Source organism: Streptomyces venezuelae, from assembly GCF_008642375.1.
Classification (GTDB): domain Bacteria; phylum Actinomycetota; class Actinomycetes; order Streptomycetales; family Streptomycetaceae; genus Streptomyces; species Streptomyces venezuelae_G.
The window spans coordinates 905,638-923,902 of the sequence record NZ_CP029194.1 but is presented as its reverse complement, the minus strand read 5'-3'; the positions used below and the strand labels follow the sequence as shown (position 1 = coordinate 923,902).

15 protein-coding genes and 1 pseudogene are annotated in these 18,265 nt (G+C 72.6%); 14 read left to right on the top strand and 2 right to left on the bottom strand.

The window, feature by feature from the left end; translation table 11 throughout:
• Positions 1-124 precede the first annotated feature (124 nt).
• The 7 genes from DEJ46_RS38980 (at position 125) to DEJ46_RS03915 (ending at position 8,686) form a co-directional block, all read left to right on the top strand.
• Positions 125-292 carry a hypothetical protein gene (locus DEJ46_RS38980; protein ID WP_190622417.1) on the top strand — a complete coding sequence of 56 codons (168 nt, stop codon included), beginning with the start codon at positions 125-127 and terminating at the stop codon, positions 290-292.
• Positions 293-360: 68 nt separating this feature from the next.
• Positions 361-3,285, top strand: coding sequence for a class IV lanthionine synthetase LanL (lanL, locus tag DEJ46_RS03935; protein WP_150264184.1), 2,925 nt, complete (start codon positions 361-363; stop codon positions 3,283-3,285).
• A 58-nt stretch (positions 3,286-3,343) separates the two neighbouring features.
• Positions 3,344-3,469 carry a hypothetical protein gene (locus DEJ46_RS40445; protein ID WP_255325155.1) on the top strand — a complete coding sequence of 42 codons (126 nt, stop codon included), beginning with the start codon at positions 3,344-3,346 and terminating at the stop codon, positions 3,467-3,469.
• Between the two features lie 184 nt (positions 3,470-3,653).
• The gene (locus DEJ46_RS03930; RefSeq protein ID WP_150264183.1) at positions 3,654-3,869 is read left to right on the top strand and encodes a hypothetical protein; all 216 of its coding nucleotides are present in this window, start codon (positions 3,654-3,656) and stop codon (positions 3,867-3,869) included.
• Positions 3,870-4,689: 820 nt separating this feature from the next.
• Positions 4,690-5,784 (top strand): globin domain-containing protein, encoded by a 1,095-nt coding sequence (locus DEJ46_RS03925; RefSeq protein ID WP_411757714.1) that lies wholly within the window; start codon positions 4,690-4,692, stop codon positions 5,782-5,784.
• Positions 5,785-5,879: 95 nt separating this feature from the next.
• Positions 5,880-6,590: a pyridoxamine 5'-phosphate oxidase family protein gene (locus DEJ46_RS03920; protein WP_150264181.1), complete on the top strand. Its 711-nt coding sequence runs from the start codon at positions 5,880-5,882 to the stop codon at positions 6,588-6,590.
• Positions 6,591-6,898: 308 nt separating this feature from the next.
• Positions 6,899-8,686 (top strand): FAD-dependent oxidoreductase, encoded by a 1,788-nt coding sequence (locus DEJ46_RS03915; RefSeq protein ID WP_150264180.1) that lies wholly within the window; start codon positions 6,899-6,901, stop codon positions 8,684-8,686.
• A gap of 124 nt (positions 8,687-8,810) precedes the next feature.
• Here the strand turns inward: DEJ46_RS03915 and DEJ46_RS03910 are convergent, their stop codons facing one another.
• Positions 8,811-9,695, bottom strand: a complete 885-nt coding sequence (locus DEJ46_RS03910) for a TIGR03619 family F420-dependent LLM class oxidoreductase (RefSeq protein ID WP_150264179.1) — start codon at positions 9,693-9,695, stop codon at positions 8,811-8,813.
• A gap of 298 nt (positions 9,696-9,993) precedes the next feature.
• Between DEJ46_RS03910 and DEJ46_RS40855 the strand changes: the two are divergent.
• From DEJ46_RS40855 to DEJ46_RS03895, 4 genes and pseudogenes are all read left to right on the top strand, one after another.
• Positions 9,994-10,086, top strand: a pseudogene (locus DEJ46_RS40855) (LysR family transcriptional regulator); the annotation flags it as partial.
• A 71-nt stretch (positions 10,087-10,157) separates the two neighbouring features.
• Complete coding sequence (locus tag DEJ46_RS03905; RefSeq protein WP_150264178.1) at positions 10,158-10,625, top strand: MarR family transcriptional regulator; 468 nt, start codon at positions 10,158-10,160, stop codon at positions 10,623-10,625.
• A gap of 152 nt (positions 10,626-10,777) precedes the next feature.
• Positions 10,778-11,131, top strand: a complete 354-nt coding sequence (locus DEJ46_RS03900; RefSeq protein ID WP_150264177.1) for a PRC-barrel domain-containing protein — start codon at positions 10,778-10,780, stop codon at positions 11,129-11,131.
• 320 nt (positions 11,132-11,451) lie between these two features.
• On the top strand, positions 11,452-12,309 hold the full coding sequence (locus DEJ46_RS03895) for a DMT family transporter (protein ID WP_150264176.1): 858 nt from the start codon (positions 11,452-11,454) through the stop codon (positions 12,307-12,309).
• 30 nt (positions 12,310-12,339) lie between these two features.
• On the opposite strand, the gene DEJ46_RS03890 is transcribed toward DEJ46_RS03895, so the two are convergent.
• Entirely contained in the window at positions 12,340-15,234 is a 2,895-nt protein-coding gene (locus DEJ46_RS03890) for an AfsR/SARP family transcriptional regulator (protein WP_150264175.1), read from the bottom strand.
• 80 nt (positions 15,235-15,314) lie between these two features.
• Between DEJ46_RS03890 and DEJ46_RS03885 the strand changes: the two genes are divergently transcribed.
• The 3 genes from DEJ46_RS03885 to DEJ46_RS03875 all read left to right on the top strand — a co-directional run bounded on the left by DEJ46_RS03885 (position 15,315) and on the right by DEJ46_RS03875 (position 18,265).
• A complete protein-coding gene (locus tag DEJ46_RS03885; protein WP_150264174.1) occupies positions 15,315-15,857 on the top strand; it encodes a carboxymuconolactone decarboxylase family protein in 543 nt (180 codons plus the stop codon).
• A gap of 128 nt (positions 15,858-15,985) precedes the next feature.
• Positions 15,986-16,987 carry a GNAT family N-acetyltransferase gene (locus DEJ46_RS03880; protein WP_150264173.1) on the top strand — a complete coding sequence of 334 codons (1,002 nt, stop codon included), beginning with the start codon at positions 15,986-15,988 and terminating at the stop codon, positions 16,985-16,987.
• Positions 16,988-17,047: 60 nt separating this feature from the next.
• The gene (locus tag DEJ46_RS03875) at positions 17,048-18,265 is read left to right on the top strand and encodes a glycosyltransferase (protein WP_150264172.1); all 1,218 of its coding nucleotides are present in this window, start codon (positions 17,048-17,050) and stop codon (positions 18,263-18,265) included.

Below are 18,265 nucleotides of genomic sequence, written 5' to 3'. Positions count from 1 at the left end.
GCTCGCCGGGATGAACTGGAGGCGTCCGGTCGAGGGAAACCCCATCAGACCGACATTCGACGTGAACCCGCCAGACGCGGATGTTCCCGCCTGCCAGCTCATCTCCCGAACCAGGAGCCGCGCCATGTCCGTTGCCGTCCGCTGCCTTCTTCTCCTCACGGTCCTGCTCGCCGGCGGCGGCGTCGTCGCCGGCGCCGCCACGGCGGACGGCGGACCGGGGACGACGCGGACGGTCGCCGGGAGCCCCCTGGACACCAGCTGGGGCGACGACTACGTCCGGCCCGTCGTCTAGGGCTCGTCCAGAGCTCATCGAGGGCTCGTCAAGCCCTCGTTCCCATGCGAAAGACGAGGACGTAGAGCGTGTCGTCACCCACTGTGAGTCCTTCCCCGTCCGGCCCCGGGCCCCGGCGGTCGCGCGCCGAGAGCCCGTCGGACCTCGCGCTGCTGCCCGACATCGTGCGCGCCGTGATCGCCCGGAGCGCACAGGGGACGGAGAGCGGCGGGCGGGGAACGGCAGGGGCCGGGCCGGTGGACTGGAGCGTCGAGCAGGGCGAGTTCTGGTGCCATGTCGTACCCGGCGAGTCCGTCGGGCGTGCCCAGGGCTGGAAGATCCACGTCCCGGCCACTCCGCTCTCGGCACCTCTGGTCCTGGCCCGGTCCGCCGAGGTGCTCGTCGCCCACCGCGCGGCCTTCAAGTTCGCGGGGAGCCCCGCCAGGATCGCCGCGCTGGTGTCCGGGCGCTTCGCGCGGGGCGGCGGCGGGAAGTTCCTCACGGTGTACCCGGCCGACGACGACCGGTTCAGGCTGCTCGCCGAGGAACTGCACCGGGCCACCGAGGGGCTGCCCGGCCCCGCGGTCCTCTCCGACCGGCGCTACCGGCCCGACAGCCAGGTCTTCTACCGGTACGGGGTGTTCAGGGGAGTCCGCGAGCTGACGGCCGACGGCGCCTTCGCCGCCCGCCTCACCGATCCCGAGGGCCGGCCGGTCGCCGACGAGCGCAACGCCTGGTTCACCCCGCCGGCCTGGGCCGGGGACCCGTTCCCCGACCGCCCGGCCGCCCCGGCCCGCAGCACGGCCACGGCCAGGCCCGTCCTCCTGAACGACCGCTTCCTGGTACGGGGCGCGATCCAGCACTCCAACAAGGGCGGCGTGTTCCGCGCCGAGGACACCCGGACCGGCGAGCAGGTCGTCGTCAAGCAGGCACGGCCCCACGTGGGAGCCGGCCTCGAAGGACTGGACGTCCGTGACCTGCTGCGGCGCGAGGCCGCACTGCTCGAACGGTTCGGCAGCGCGTGCCCCGACCGTGTCCCCGGGCTCGTCGAGGTGTTCGAGCAGCAGGGCAGCGTGTTCCTGGCCACCGCATCGGTACCGGGGGCGACACTGCGGCGCACCGTCGCCGAGCGACTGGCCAGGGACGGCAGCGGCTGCCCCGACGCCCGTACCGCCGACTCCCTGGTCCGGCAGCTCGTCGAGCTCGTCGCCGCCGCCCACGAACTGGGCATCACCCTGCACGACTTCAACCCCAACAACGTCATGGTCACCCCGGACGGACGGCTCGTCCTGATCGACCTGGAGATGGCGGCCCGGGAGGGGGAGCGGTGGGTCCTCGGTGCCACCCCCGGCTACACGGCCCCCGAGCTGCGCACCGTCGACCAGGTGGCACCGGCGTTGCCGCCGGCCGCCGACATGTACGCCCTCGGCGCGACGGTCCTGCACGCGGTGAGCGGTGCCGATCCGCTCTTCGCCGAGGACCTGCCGCGGGACACGGCCCGGCCGGACGAGCAGCGCCTGGCGCGCCTCGTGGAGCTGCTGGCCCGCGACCACGCGCTCGTACGCCGCTTCTCGCCGCTGATCCGGGGGTTGATGCGGGACGAGCCGGAGGACCGCTGGGCCCTGGAGCGGGCCCGGGAGTTCGTCAGGGGCGGCCAGGGAGAACCGACGTCGCCGGAGCGAGTGGACCACCAGGCCACGGCGGTCGATCCGGACCGGAGCCCTGGTCCGGTGCAGGAGAAGCACCCGGACGCCGAGGCCACACGCGCACGGCTCCTGCACGACGGCATCGCCCACCTGCTGGCCACGATGCGTCCGAACGACCCCGAACGGCTGTGGGCCTCGGACTCCTTCGGCGAGACCTGTGATCCGGTGGCCGTGCAGCACGGCTCGGCGGGCGGCGTCGCCCTGCTCGCCCGCGCCCTCGACCGATGGGCCGCCGGCACGACCGGGCCGTTCAGCGCCCCGGGGACCGGGGCGACGCCGCCCGTGACCCGCGAGGCGCTCGCCGAGGGCCTCCGCTCCGCCGCCCGCTGGACGGTGGGACGACAGGACGAGCTGCCGGGCAATCTGCCCGGTCTGCACTTCGGCCGCTCGGGTACTGCCTGGGCCCTGCTCGACGCCGCGCGGGCGCTGGACGACACCGCTCTTGCGGACCGCGCCGTCGCACTGGCGCTCGCCCTTCCCGTCCGCTGGCCCAACCCGGACGTCTGCCACGGAGCGGCCGGCTCCGGTCTGACCCAACTCCACTTCTGGCGCGCCACCGGGGATCCGCGGTTCCTGGACCGTGCCGTACAGGTCGCGGACGGGCTCCTGGACGCGGCTCGGCGTACGCCTGAAGGCGTGTTCTGGCCGGTGCCGGAGGACTTCGGGTCGGCTCTCGCGGGCGCCTGGCACTACGGCTTCGCGCACGGCGTCGCCGGGGTCGGCACCTTCCTCCTGCTCGCGGCGGAGGCCACGGGGAAAGGACGCTTCCTCGACGCGGCCACCGAAGCGGGAGCCACCCTGGTGGCCGCCGCCCGCAGCGGACCCGCCGGTGCGCTCTGGCCCGTCGACCGCGCCCGCCACCTCTCCGACTCCCCGGAGCTCGCCCGCCACTGGTGCAGCGGCTCGTCCGGCGTCGGGACCTTCCTGGTGCGGCTCTGGGCGGCCACCGGCGCGTCCGGAAAGGTCCTGCGCGACCTGGTGGACGGCGCGGCCCTCGCGGTACGGGCAGGCAGGGTGACCGACTCGCCGGCCACCTGCCACGGGCTCGCGGGCAACGCCGAGTTCCTGCTCGACACCGCCGTACGGACGGGCGACGAGAGCCACGGTGCCGCCGCCGACCTGCTGGTCGAGCACCTCGCCGCCCAGGCCGTGCTGCGTGACGGGCGCCTCCTGGTGCCCGACGAGAACCGCAGGACCGTACTCGCCGAGTACGCCACCGGCCTGGCAGGAAGCCTCTCCCTGCTGCTGCGCATGCGGTGCGGAGGCCCTCGCGCCTGGCTGCCCGAGGGCGGTCCGGCCCACCCCTGAGTGTCCGGTGGCCGCCGGCCACCGGCATCCCGTCGAAGCAACCAAGAAGGAGACCGTCATGACGGAGTACGACATCGATGCCCTGCAGGTTCTGCCGGAGGAGGTCCGCACCGAGGACGCCCGCGGCGAGGAGCACGCCGCCGCGCTGATCACCGCCTGCCGCTGGCTCACCAGCGGCTGCTGACCCACCCCGTGACCGGGCGGCGCACCCCCATGGCCGCCCAGGGTGGGGACCGGCGTGCGGCCGGCCCCCACCCGTCGGATCGGCCTGCCGGTTCGGTTCGGACCGCTCGGAGTGGGCGCTGGGCGATCGAGAGCCCGGCGAACAGGACGAGGTCGGGTTCCCGTTCGGCCGGGACGGCGGACCGGTGTCCCTCGAGTGGCGGCGCACCCTCGACGACCGGCTCGCCGCCATCGGGGCCGACATCTTCCAGGAGGTTCCGTTCCGGCTCGGCCTGATCGGCTTCGAGGTCTCCGGCGGAGCCTCCGCGGAACAGCTCGACGGCCACGCCCCCGAGGAGCGCTGGGAGGGGTACCTCCTACCGGCCGACGGACGACTCGGGTTCGACCGAGCCAACCGATGACACCGAATCCGTCGCCGGTTGCCGGGCCGCAAGCGGTAACGCGTACAGCCGGCTGCTCCATCTCACCGAGAAGTGAAGAATCCGCGAATGCGGTGTGAGAGGTTCCGGCTACCCTGCTTCTTTTCCGTCGGGAATTTCCTCATGAGCCTATGGCGAACGGCTCCGCATATCGCTCGAACTCGTCGGTAACTCGTCACGAGGTCCGAGTTCTCCGCCCGTGCGCCGTGCTGACCTGCATAAATGCAGCGGTGCCGTGACGACGTGGCGGATTAAGGGCCCGTTCATGAGTGCGTGCGGACGGAGGTATGGTCGACCCCGTTCGAACGTCCGGGTGCCGTGTCACGGGATTTCACATCTGAGGGAAACGCCGGGAATTCCGATACGGAGAGGGAGGCAGGGGTGCACTCGGACCCCACGTACGCAGACGATCGAAAGATGCTCGAGGCGAGGCAGACCGATGGATGCTCCGACCACTACGTCCGCCGGTGGCGACAGCCCCGGTGACAGCTCCGGCGGAGGCAGTCGGAGCGCCGGCTGGTTCGGCGCAGGCCCGCAGCGTCCCCGGGACGGGCAGCAGGGCGGGCAGCAGGACGCTCGGCAGGACGGGCACCGGGACGCCGAGGGCCGCATGGTCGGCCGGCCCTTCACTCGGATACACCTCGTGGGCGGCAGCGCCGACCGGAGCCGCACGGCACCCGGTCCACCCGCCCAGGTTCCGACTCAGCGGCAGGGTCCGACCCAGGCCACGGCCCCGGCTCCGACGCCGGCTCCGCCACTGGCCCCGGAAGACACGTCCGACGCAGGTCTCCTGCGGCGCACCATGGCCGAGATCGAGCCGATCGCCGACAAGGTCACCTCGCACTTCTACTCCCTGCTCTTCCTCCGTCACCCCGACCTGCGGGAGCTCTTCCCCGCCGCCATGGACATCCAGCGCGACCGCCTCTTCAAAGCGCTGCTCACCGCCGCGACCCACGCGGACGACACCGCCACCCTGGCCACGTACCTGTCCCGTCTGGGCCGCGGGCACCGGAAGTACGGCACCCTTCCCGAGCACTATCCCGCCGTCGGTGAATGCCTCATCGGCGCCCTCTCCCGCCACGCCCCGCGGAGCTGGGGGCCCAGGACCGAGTCCGCCTGGGTGGCCGCGTACACCGCGATCTCCCAGATCATGATCGACGCGGCGGCCGAGGACGCGCTGCGCGCCCCCGCCTGGTGGCGGGCGGAGGTCGTCGCCCATGACATGCGTACGCCCGACATCGCGGTCGTGACGGTCCGGCCCGACCAGCCGTACCCCTTCCTCGCCGGGCAGTACACCGCCCTGGAGACCCCCTGGTGGCCGCGCATCTGGCGGCACTACTCCTTCGCCGGCGCACCCCGCTCCGACGGCCTGCTCTCCTTCCACGTCAAGGCCGTGCCGGCGGGCTGGGTCTCCAACGCCCTCGTGCACCGCGCCCGCCCGGGCCACGTCATCCGGCTCGGTCCCCCCGCCGGATCCATGACCGTGGACCACAGCACCGACAACGGGCTGCTGTGCCTCGGCGGCGGCACCGGCATCGCGCCCATCAAGGCCCTGGTCGAGGACGTGGCCCAGCACGGCCGCCACCGCTCGGTCCAGGTGTTCTACGGAGCCCGCCGGGACCACGACCTGTACGACATCGAGACCATGCTCCGGATGCAGCAGTCGCATCCCTGGCTCTCCGTCCGGCCGGTCGTCGACGACGGCCCCGGCGGCGGCCTGGGCGCCCGGCTCCCGGAGGCCGTGTACGAGTACGGGCCGTGGCACACGTACGACGCGTACCTGTCGGGACCGCCCGGCATGATCCGCCGCGGCGTCGACACCCTGGTGGACATCGGCATCCCCGCGCACCGGATACGGCACGACTCCATCGAAGAACTGGTCGGGGCGAGGAATTGAGCACATACGAACGCGAACAGGCCGGGCTCCGGCAGGCGGCGCCGGTACGCACCACTCGCCCGGGGAGTAACGGCGAACATCGGGTCCAGCAGCGCATGGGCACCACCGAACGCGCCGACAGGTTCTACGCCGACCAGGTCCTCGACCGGCTCAACACCCGGATGCGGGAGTTCGCGGCACGGCAGGAGATGTTCTTCCTGGCGACCGCCGACCGGCACGGCGAATGCGACAACACCTTCCGGGCCGGGCCGCCCGGATTTCTCCACGTCCTGGACGACCGGACCCTCGCCTACCCCGAGTACCGGGGCAACGGCGTCCAGGCCAGCCTCGGCAACATCGAGGAGAACCCCCACGTCGGCATCCTGATGATGGACTTCCTCCAGGACCGCATCGGGCTCCACGTCAACGGCACGGCGCGGGTCGTGGCCGACGACGACATGCGCCGTACGCACTTCGGTCTCGCGTACGACCCCGTACCCGGCCGCCGTGCCCTGGTCTGGGTGGAGGTCGCCGTCGAGGAGGCGTACATCCACTGCGCCAAACACATTCCCCACCTGCGGAAGGCGCCCCCGCGCGAAGCCGGCCGCGCGTGGGGGACGGACGACTTCAAGCGCAAGGGCGGCGACTTCTTCGGAGCCGCCGCCGAAGCGGCCGAACGTGGCCCGTTCCTGCCGCCGCCCCGCGCGGACGCGGCCATCTGGCGGGCGGAGGCCGAAAGGATGCTGGAAAGGGCCGAGCGGCGAGCGTCGCCCGCGGCGAGGGAGCAGCAGTTCAGCGGCTGGTTCAACAGAAGCGTCTCCGCCTGACCCGCCCCTCCCTTATCGGTGCGGTGAGCTTGGCTCGGCAGCAGGACGACGTGGCCTGGGAAGTACGGAACGGCCCCACAGATCCCACAGATCCCGACGATCCCGCCGGCGCGGCAAGCCGAGCGCCGGGGTCCTGGGGCGCCGCCATTCGGTGATGCGGGCCATGAGCGCCGGGCGGTCGGGCTGCCTCGCGAGGGGCGGGATCGCGCCATGTGGGAATGGTGCCCGCGCTTGGCTTCCGGGACTCGGGGGACGGTCGTATGCTCCTGCGTCGGACGTAGGGTTACCGCTGGTAAAGGGGTTGGGGTATGGACCGTACGGGCACCTCACGACGCACCTTCGTGGCCGGCGTAGCCGCGACGACCGGAGCGGTCGCCGTCGGGGCGGTCGCTCCCGGCGCCGCACAGGCTGCCGCCGCCGAGCCGTCCGCGCCGCAGTCCGTGGCCGTTCTCGGCGGTGGGGTCGCGGGACTGACCGCCGCCCACGAACTGGCCGAGCGCGGCTTCCGCGTCACCGTCTACGAGCGCCGGGCGCTGGGTGGCAAAGCCCGCTCCATGGACGTACCGGACAGCGCGCGCGGCAGCCGGCGCCCGCTCCCCGCCGAGCACGGTTTCCGGTTCATCCCCGGCATCTACCACAACCTCCCCGACACGATGCGGCGCATCCCCTTCCCGGGGAACGCCAACGGAGTCTGGGACAACCTCGTCGCCCCGGCCGAGATGTCCTTCGCCCGCACCGGCGGCCGCGAGGACCTGCGCATTCCGCTCCCCTGGCCGGGCCACCGTCCCGCCGAACTCACCCTCGACGAGATCCGCGGCGCCCTGACAGCGCTCCTCGACACCGCCCGCTCCATCCCGCTCCACGAGGCCGCGTACTTCGTCAACCGCTTCCTCGTCTTCCTGACCAGCTGTGACGAGCGGCGCGACGAGGCGTGGGAGCGGACGCCCTGGTGGGAGTTCCTGCGGGCCGGGCGGATGAGCTACGACTACCAGCGCATCCTGGCCGTCGGACTGACCCGCAACATCGTCGCGACGAAGGCCGAGGAGGCCAGCACCCGTACGGTCGCCACCCTCCTGGAGGCCTTCGCCTTCAACGCCTTGGGGCGCGGCGCCGACGGGCCCCTCGACCGGATCCTGAACCTGCCCACCAACGAGGCCTGGATCGACCCCTGGGTGGCTCATCTGGCCAGCCTCGGAGTGGAGTTCCGCATCGGCTGGACCGTGAGGGAACTGGCCTACGACTCCGGCTCCGGGCGGATCGGCGCGGCCGTCATCGAAGATCCCCAGGGCGTCCGCCGCTCGGTGACCGCCGATCACTACGTCTCCGCGATGCCGGTGGAGCACGCCCGGAGGACCTGGAGTGCGGCCCTGCGGGCGGCGGACCCGCAGCTGGCGCGGTGCGACAAGCTGGAGACGGACTGGATGACGGGCATCCAGTTCTATCTCACCGAACACGCGCCGCTGCTCTCCGGACACGCCAACTGCATCGACTCCCCTTGGTCGTTGACGGCGATCCAGCAGGCGCGCCACTGGCCGTCCCGCGATTTCCCCGCCGACTACGGCGACGGAGCCGCCGTCGACTGTCTCTCGGTGGACATCTCGGAATGGGACCGGCCAGGCATCCTCTACGGCAAGACGGCCAAGCAGTGCACGCGCACGGAGGTCGCCCGGGAGGTCTGGGCGCAGTTGAAGGCCGCGTTCAACGACACCGGCCGCACGGTCCTGAAGGACAGCGCGCTGCACTCCTGGTTCCTGGACCCGGGCGTCGACGGCCTCGGCACGCCGAACCCGACCAACGAGGACCAGCTCCTCGTCCATCCGGTCGGCACCTTCCACCATCGGCCGCAGGCCGCGACCAAGATCCCCAACTTCTTCCTGGCCGGCGACTACGTGGCCGTCGACATCGACCTGGCGACGATGGAAGGCGCCAACGCCTCCGCCCGCCAAGCCGTCAACGCCCTGCTCGACCGGACGGGCTCGCCCGCCGCGCGCTGCACGGTGCGGCCGCTCTTCCGGGCTCCGGAGCTGGAAGGGCTCAAGCGCCACGACCGTCTGCGCTACCGACTCGGTCTGCGGAACGCGCTCGACGTGGGCTGAGGGCTGAGCGTTCCGGCGGCAGATCGCCGCGCGGCCCGATCAACCGAGCGCGGCGGGGCGGGTCCCTTTCGCACCCGGCCGGCACACCGAGGGGCCCCGGACGTCCGGGGCCCCTCCGCCCTGCTCAGCCCCGCAGCAGGCCCAGGACCTTGGCCCCGAGTTCCAGGGCCTCGTCAGGCGAGTCGACCGACTGCTGGAGGTCGACGAAGCACCCGTCGGCGCCCGTGTCCCGCACGCCCGCGAGCACGGTGGCGATCGCGTCCGCCGTGGCGCCGGGCGCGGGGTTGTGCCGGATCTGCCGACGCAGCGTCCCCGGGTCGCGGCCCGCCTCGTCGGCGGCTCGCCGCGCCACGTCCCAAAGGCCCTCGGCCGCCCCCGGAGGCAGGACGGCGCCGACCCAGCCGGCCGCCCGGCGGCCGACCCGGCGCAGGGCGGCCGGGCTGAAGCCGCCGAGAAGGACGGGCGGTCCCGCGGCCTGGGCGGGGCGCAGACCGACATGCGACACGGGGATCGTCCAGTGGGGCCCCTCGTGACCGAACTCCTCCTGGGTCCAGAAGCCGTGGAGGACGTCGAGCAGCTCGTCGAGGAGGGCGCCGCGCCGGCCGAAGTCGGCGCCGACCGCTGTGTACTCGTCCCGCAGCCAGCCGATGCCGAGACCGACGTCGAGGCGTCCGCCGCTGACCTGGTCGAGCGAGGTGAGGGAGCGGGCGAGCAGGACCGGCGGGTACCAGGGGCCGTTGAGGGTGCTCATGCCGAGCCGGGCGCGGGACGTCGCGCCCGCGGCGACGGTGAGCACGGTCAGCGGGTCGAGGAAGGTCTTGTACTGGTGGGGGTACGGGTTCTCCGGGGTGTGCCCCGGATAGAGATCGCTGGGGGCGACCGGGGTCAGGGCGCGGTCGCCGACCCAGAACGAGTCGAACCCGGCGTCCTCGGCGTCCCGCGCGAAGGCCGCGATGCGGTCGGCGCGGGCGTGGGTGCCGTACTGGGGCAGTGCGATGCCAATCTCCATGACCTCATCCTGGGCACCGGGACGGTCCGCGACACGAAGGGGTCGACGTGTGGCCCCCGACACATGCCTGCCGGCAGGCGCACCCGCCCCTCCTCCGTGTGTCTCCCGTCCGGAGCCGGTGAGTCCACCCTCGCGGGCCGGCTCGTCGGGTTCTGGCAGTGGGCCGACGTTCCTGATGCAGGGTCAGCCGACCTGGTTCGCTGCTGTCTCCGCCTCGGTTGCGCGAAGCTTGATCGCCTTATACTTCCGTGGCTCGACGGCTTCCGGGTTGTCGGGCCGCAGAGGTTACGGGGGCGTGATGGAGCTGCGGGACGTCGAGGTATTCCTGGTTCTGGCCGAGGAGTTGCACTTCGGCCGGAGCGCCGAGCGGCTCCTCGCCGGCCGCCCGAGGTGTCGCCGGCAGGCCCCGCGTCGGCTCACCACGCAGATATCACGGACGAAGCAGCAGGAGGAACGGATTCCATGACGACCCAGCAGATGTCCGATGCGGAACTCGCCGGACAGCCCGCCGCGTACTGGACCGGTGTCGCCTACGAGGCGCTGATCGCCTTCACCCGGGCCCGGCAGGTCGAGAAGGGCTACACCCAGCCGCAGTTCTGGCTGCTGCGCAACCTGTCGGTGAACGACATCTCGCCCGATGGCGAAGGGATGACCCTGACCGAGTTGCGGGAGGCGATGAAGCTGTACATCAGGCCCGAGGACGACCTGGCGGCAGAGTCGGCTGCCCTTGAGGAGCGCGGCTGGCTGAGGCGGGATGCCGAGGACCGGCTGTGGCTCACGGAGGAGGGGGAGCGGGCCCGGGTGGATCTCGCGCGCGATGCGCCCGCGATCCGGGCTGCGCTCCACGAGGGCATCGACGACGCGGACTACGTCGTCGCGCTGAAGGTGCTCCGTCAGCTGATCCTCAACGCGGGCGGGACGGCCCCCTGACAGGCCGACCGGCCCAGGGGGTGCCACCACGTCGTCAGCCACGTGCCGCGTTTCACGTCGGCTGGACAGGGGAGTCCTCGGAGCGCCGCGCATGCGGTGGCCGGCCGTGCGGGGCAGGGTGGAACGAGTGGGGGCGAGCGAGGAGAGCGAGCATGACGAACGAAGAGTCCTGGGGCTACCGCGCCGACTCCGGCTACGAGACGGGAAACGACCTGATCGGGTTCAAGGTCGAGGCAACCGACGGAAGCATCGGCAAGGTCGACGAGCACACGGACGAGGCCGGGCGGGGTTACATCGTCGTCGACATCGGCGTGTGGATCTTCGGCCGGCACGTACTGCTGCCCGCCAGCGTCATCCAGCGCGTCGACCGTGACGACGAAACGGTCTACGTCGACCGCACGAAGGACCAGATCAAGGACGCCCCCGATTTCGAGCGGGACAAGCAGCCCCGGGACCCCACCTATCTGGAGCAGTTCGCCAAGTACTACGGGATGCCGCACATGTGACCGGTTCCGGCTCGGGCAGCCTGCCCGCCCGGCCGATGCCGAGCGACTCCGTGCCGCGGCCGCCGTCCGCTTGGGCTCGACGGTCGCGCCCGTGGCCGTGTCCTGGGCCTCGGCCGGGCCGAGGGCCGACGTGGTGGCGGTGGGGGTGGCAGGGGTGCTCTCGGGTACGGCGATCGCCTGAACGGGGCAGGGAGTGGTTCACGTCAGGTGACGTGCGGACTCGGGTTCACCCGCTACGGCATTGACCCGACCGGGTCCTCCGTACGGGCGCCCCCGGTGTCGTCCCCACGGGCCGCCGACGTCCCGGTCAGGATCGACCCATGGGCGTCGTCCTGCCGGTCCTCTTCTCGCTGTTCGCCGCGCTGAGCAACGCGCTGGCCACGGTGCTCCAGCGGCGTGCCGCGCTCACCGTCCCGCAGTCCGACTCCTTCCGGCCCGGACTGATCCTCGACCTGCTGCACCGCCCCCTGTGGCTGGCCGGCATCCTCGCCGTCATCGCCGCCGGCGTCGGGCAGGCGGCGGCCCTCGCGACCGGGCCGCTGGCCCTCGTGCAGCCCCTGTTCGTCCTCGAACTGCCCCTCGCCCTGCTGATCGCCTCCCTCCTGACGCGCGAACGGCTGCCCGCCCGGCTCTGGGCGGCCGTGGCGGCGGTCGTGGCCGGACTCGGGGTGGCGCTCGTGGCCGCCTCGCCCACCGGCAACCGCACCCATGTGGAACTGGACCGCTGGGTTCCCGCGCTGGTGGTCTGTGCTGCCGTCGTGGTGGCGCTCGCCGCCACCGGTCTGCGCAGACCGCCGGGCCGCGCGAGGGCCGGCTGTCTCGGCGCCGCGACGGCGATCTGTTACGCGCTCACCGCCGCCCTCATGAAGACGTCCATGCACCTTCTCGCCGACGGCGGCATCGGCGCCTTCCTGACGGCCTGGCAGACCTACGCCTTCTGCGCGGCGGGCATCGCGGCCGTCCTGCTGCTCGAACACGCCATGCAGGGCGGTCCGCTCGTCGCCTCGCAGCCCGCCCTGACCCTCGGCGACGCCACCGTGAGCCTGAGCCTGGGCGTCCTGCTGTACGAGGAGCACGTACGGACGGGCTGGTGGCTGCTGCCCCAGGCGGCCGGCGTCGCACTGATCGTTTTCGGGGTGTTCGCGCTGGCCCGTAGCGGGGTCGGGACGTCGTCCTGACCCCTTCCTCCGTCGGAATGATGTGCTTGCTCAGGCGGTCGGCGGCAGCCCGGTGAGGAAGGTGCGGATCTCGTCGGCCTCGGGGACGGCGAGGGCGGTGTAGAGGTCGAGGGCCTGCCGGGCGTGGTCGTGGGCGAGATCGGTGCGGCCGAGGTCGCGGTGGAGGTGTGCCAGGCCGTGATGGGCGCGGGCCTGCTCGGGGCGGTAGCCGACCTCGCGCGCGAGGGTCAGCGCGGCGTCGTGTTCGGTCACCGCCCGGTCGAGGTCGCCCAGGGACCGGGCGGCCTCCGCGAGGGCGTTGAGCGACTCGGCCTCGTCCCCGGGGAAGTCGAAGCGGCGGCTCAGCTCCAGGGCGTCGAGGTGCTGCCGCCGGGCCTCGTCGTGGCGGCCCTGTCGTTGGAACAGCAGCCCGATGTTGTTCAGCACGATGGTCTCGCCGATGCGGGATCCCGTCTCTCGGTACACGTGCAGCGCCTGCCGGTGATGCTCGTGGGCGTCCTCGTACCGTCCTCGGCGTTCGTGGACGATGCCGAGGTCGGTCAGGCATCTGGCTTCGCCGCCGCGGTCGCCGAGCTCGCGGAAGAGCACGAGAGCCTGCGCGCAGTGGTCGTGGGCCTGGTCGTACTCCCGCCGCCGCGTGGTGAGGGTCCCGAGGTTCTGCAGTGCGCGGGCCTCGGCTCCCCGGTCGTCGATCCCGCGCGCGAGGTCCAGGGCCTGCCGGTAGTGCTCGGCCGCCTGCTCGTAGGCGCCGTGCCACCAGAAGTGCACCTCACCGAGATCGAGGAGCGTGCGTGCCTCGGCTGCCCTGTCGCCGCTTCGGCGGCCGGCTTGGAGTGCCAGGCCGTGGAGGGCCATCGCGTCGGCCTGGTGGGCGTGGCCCAGCAGGTAGCGGTGCAGGGTGGCGGCCAGTTGGCCGGTGTGCGGGCGCCAGTCGTGCTGGGCCGCGTACTGCCCGGACGCCATGAGGTTCGCGCGCTCGCCGTCCAGCCAGGCGATGGCCTCGGCCTCGTCCTGCGGGGGCGGGGCCGGAGCCGGGGTGTCCGGCGCGGGGATGCGCGGCCTGCGGTTCCTGCCCTCGGGGTAGAGGTGGTCGACGGCCGCGCTCGCGGTGTGGAGATAGTGGTGGAACAGCCGGCCGAGGGCCTCGCGACGGGCGTCGGGGGCCTCCTGGGCGGCCGCGGTGGCGAGGGCGTGCTCGCGCAGCAGGTCGTGGAAGGTGTAGCGGCCGAGCTGATGCTGGGTCAGGACGTGCGCGTCCAGGAGGTCTTCCAGGAGCGTCTCGGCCTGGTCGAGCGGGAGGGCGGCGAGCGCGGACGCCGCCTCGGGGCCGATGTCGCGGCCCGGCTGGAGCCCCAGGAGCCGGAACATGCGCTGCTGATCCGGAGTCAGCTGTTCGTAGGACAGTGTGAACGCCGCTGCCACCCCTCGCTCCGAGGTGGCCAGCTCGGAGAGTCTGCGGCGCTGGTCGCGGAGCCGGTCGGCCAGGTACGCGACGGTCCAGCGGGGCCGGTGGTGCAGGCGGGCGGCGGCGATACGGACGGCCAGCGGCAGGAATCCGCACAACTGCAGGACGTCGAGGACGGCCAGGGGCTCGGCGGACGCCCGCTCGCCGACGATCGCCGTGAACAACTCCACGGCGTCCGCGGCGGGCAGCACGTCCAAGGACAGGGCCTGTGCCCCGTCCAGGTCGGTCAGCCGGCGACGGCTGGTGACCAGGACGAGGGCGCGGGAGCCGCCGGGCAGCAACGGGCGCACCTGGTCGGTGCCGAGGGCGTTGTCCAGTACGGCCAGCACGCGACGGCCCGAGAGCTCGGACCGCCACAGCGCGGCGCGATCCGCGACCGACGCGGGTATCTGCTGGGCGGGTACGCCGAGTTGGCCCAGAAGGATTTCGAGCGCGGCACCCGCGTCGAGCGGCGACTGGCCGGCGGTGTGTGCCTGCAGGTCGACGAAGAGCTGTCCGTCCGGGAAGTGCTCCGCGAGGCGGTGCCCCGCGTGGACCGCGAGCGTCGTCTTGCCGACACCGGCCATCCCGTCGATCGCCGAGATCGTCACGACGCCGCCGTTGCTGCCCGACCACAGACGGATCAGCCCGTCGAGCTCGCCTTCGCGTCCGGTGAAGTCCGGGACGTCGTAGGGCAGGAAGCTGATCGCCTGCGGCTTCGACGGCGCGGTGGCCGGCGGCCGCAGATCGGGAGCGTCCCGCAGGATGTCCTGTTCGAGCTTGCCGAACGCATGGCCGGGGTCAAGGCCCTGCTCTTCGGCCAGGGTCGCCCGGAAGGTACGTGCCACCTCCAGCGCGTCGGTCTGGCGTCCCGCGCGGTGCAGGGCGAGCATCAGCTGGCAGCAGAGCCGTTCCCGCAGGGGGTTCGCCGCCGCGTGGACGGACAGCTCCTCGATGAGGTCGTCGTGCCGCCCCCGGGCCAGTTCCAGCTCGGCCAGACGCTCGACGGCGGTCAGCAGCTGCCCGTTCAGACGTGCTCTGGCGCTCTCGACGTAGGGGGCGGTGATGCCGGCCAGCGGCTCTCCCCGCCACAGCGCCAGCGCGGCACGTATCTGCTCCGCGGTGCCCCCGGGGTCGTCGGAGCCGGCCGGCGCCTTGGCCATCAGGCTGGTGAACTCGTCCAGATCGAGTTGTCCCGGCCCGGGCGTGATCACGTACCCGGCCGGCCGTGTGGCCAGCATCCCGTCGGCGTCCGAAGCGCGCAGCATCCGTCGGACCGCGGCGATCGTGGTCTGGATCTGCGCCCGGGCGGAATCCGGCGGCAGCGGCCCCCACATCGCGTCGATCAGGCGATCCGTGCTGATCGTGATCCCGGCGTGCAGCAACAGATAGGCGAGCACGGCGCGATGGCGGGGTGCCAGACCGGGCACGTCCGAGCCGGGAGCCACGGCCTCCACCGGGCCGAGGATCGTGAACCGCATGCCGTCACTCCAGGGGTCACCAGTGCGTGCATCGAAGAAGCATCGGGAATGTATCAAGATCAACCGGCAGGGTTACCGGCATGCCCCTCCACGCCGTCGAACCGGAGACCACCACCGATGAAGCCGCAGCGCTCTTCACCGCCACGCACCAGGCCCTGGGAGTCGTCCCCAACCTGGCCAGGGTGATGGCCAACAGCCCGGCCGTACTGAAGGGGTACCTGGGCGTCGTCACCACCCTGAGCGCCGAGGGAACCCTGTCTGCGGAGGTGCGGGAGAGCATCGCGTTGCTGGTGGCGCAGGAGAACGGGTCCGACTACTGCCTGTCCGTCCACGCGTTCCGCGGGACGAAGACGGCCGGGCTGACCGCGGCCGAGGCCACGCGCGCGCGCCGGGGCCGGTCCGACGACCCATGGGCGGCCGCCGTCCTGGACCTGGCCGCCGTGGTGGTCGGTGACCGCGGAACGGTCACCGACGAGCAGCTGGCCGCCGCCCGGCGCGCCGGTCTGTCCGACGGGCAGATCGTCGAGGTCGTCGCCCATGTCGCGCTCAACGTGTTCACCAACTACCTTGCCACGGCAGCCCGTGTCGACATCGACTGGCCGCTCGTGCGCCACACCGACTGAAAGCGCGCGCCCCCTCGTCCCGGAGCCCCGGCCGACGGGAGCACGCCCTCACGCTGGCCCGAAGTACGACCGAAGTACGAACGAAGCACGAACGAAGTCCGACCGACTCGACCACGAAGGCCATCACCTTGCCCACATCCGTACACGTCCATCCGCTCCGGAGCGTCTCGGCCGCCGAGGCCGCCGCCTGGCACCGGGTCCTCGTGGCCTCGACGGCCCACGACCTGCCCGGAGTACCGACCCCCGACCCCGGACAGATCCACGCCCAGCTCACCAAGCCCGCCCTGGGCAGCCACCGGCTGACCTGGCTGGCCACCGGTGCGGACGGCGCCCCGGTCGGAGTCGCCGGCCTGCGGGTGTTCACCTCCCCGGGCCAGGAGCACCTCGCCGAACTGGAACTCCACGTCGACCCCGCACACCGCCGCCGGGGAACCGGATCCCTCCTCCTGTCGGCGGTCGTGGCGGCCTGCCGCACCGAGAACCGGCGCAGCCTGATCGCCGAAGCCCCGGCCGACAGCCCCGGCGAGGCGTTCAGCGAACGCCACGGCTTCCGGCGGGCACTCACCCTGGACCACCTCATCCTGCGCCTCGGCGAGCTGAACGGGTCCGACCTCCTGCGGACAGCCGCTGCCGAGCACCCCGGCTACCGACTGACCGGCTGGACCGGAACGGTCCCCGACGACCTCGCCGGCGTCTTCGCCGCGGCCAAGAACGCGATGAACGACATGCCCGTCGGAGACCTGGACTACGGCAGTGTGGCCTGGGACGCCGACCGCGTCCGCGCCATGGGCCAGGTGGTCGCCGGCCGCGGGGACACCCTGCTGACCGTCGCAGCGGTCCACGACGACGGCGCCGTGGCCGGCTACACCGAGATCCTGATCCCCCGGGGCACCGCGCCCCGGGCACAGCAGTACGACACGGCAGTCGTGCCCGCGCACCGCGGCCACGGCCTCGGGCTGTGGGTCAAGGCGGCCATGGTGCGCCGGCTGCGCGCCGAGCACCCCGGCGTCGTCGAGGTCGAGACGGACAACGCCGACGACAACGTCCACATGCTGGCGGTCAACCACCGCCTGGGGTTCCGCTCCTACCGGCGCACGCGGGAGTTCCAGCTCGACGTGCCCACGACCTGATCCGTAGAAGCCACAGAAGTACAGAAGTCAGAGAAGTCACAGAGACAGGAGATGTGCGACATGCGTGTGCTGTTGTCGACGTACGGGTCGCGCGGGGACGTCGAACCGCTGGTGGGGCTCGCGGTGCGGTTGCGGGAACTCGGCGCCGAGGTGCGGGTGTGCGCGCCGCCGGACGAGGACTTCGCGGAGCGGCTGGCCGGGGCCGGCGTGTCCGTGGTGGGTGTCGGGCAGTCGGCACGCGCGCTGACGACCGGGGCTCCGCCGCCGTCGAGGCACAATCTGCCGCAGCGCGCCGCGGAACTGATCGCCGGCCAGTTCCAGGTGATGCCGGCCGCGGCAGAGGGGTGCGACGTACTGGTGGCGACGGGCGCGATGCCGGCCATCGCCGGTGCGCGGTCGGTGGCCGAGAAGCTGGGCATCGGCTACGTGTCCGCGATCTTCCAGCAGCTGACCCTGCCTTCGCCGCACCGCCCGCCGATGGCATACCCCGGGCGGCCCTTCCCGCCGGAGGTGACCGACAACCGGGCACTGTGGGAGCTGGACGCCGAGAGCATCGACGCGCTGTTCGCCGAGGCGCTGAACACCAGCCGGGCGTCGATCGGCCTGCCCCCGGTGGACAGCGTCCGCGACTACGCCTTCGGCGACCGGCCGTGGCTGGCGACGGACCCCGTCCTCGACCCGTGGCGGGAGACGCCGGACCTCGACGTCGTCCAGACCGGCGCGTGGGTGCTGCCCGACGAGCGGCCGCTCCCGGCGGATCTGGTGGCCTTCCTGGAGGCCGGCGCGCCGCCCGTGTACGTGGGGTTCGGCAGTATGGCCGTGCGCGCGGGTGAGGAAACGGCCCGGGCGGCCATCGAGGCGGTCCGCTCGAAGGGCCGCCGGGTGCTCGTCGGGCGCGGCTGGGCGGAACTGGGCCTCATCGACGACCGGGACGACTGCTTCGCCGTCGGCGAGGTCAACCATCAGAAGTTGTTCGGACGCGTGGCCGCCGTCGTGCACCACGGCGGTGCGGGTACGACGACGACGGCCGCGGGGGCCGGCGCTCCGCAGGTGGTGGTGCCCCAACTGGCGGACCAGCCGTACTGGGCCGCCCGGGTGGCCGAGCTGGGCATCGGCGTGGCCCACGACGGCCCGGTTCCCACCGCCGAGTCCCTGTCGACCGCGCTCGCGACCGCCCTGGACCCGGAGACCGGCGGCCGCGCGAAGACCGTGGCCGGCACGGTCCGCACCGACGGGGCGATGCGGGCGGCGAGGCTGCTCCTCGACACCGTCGGCTGA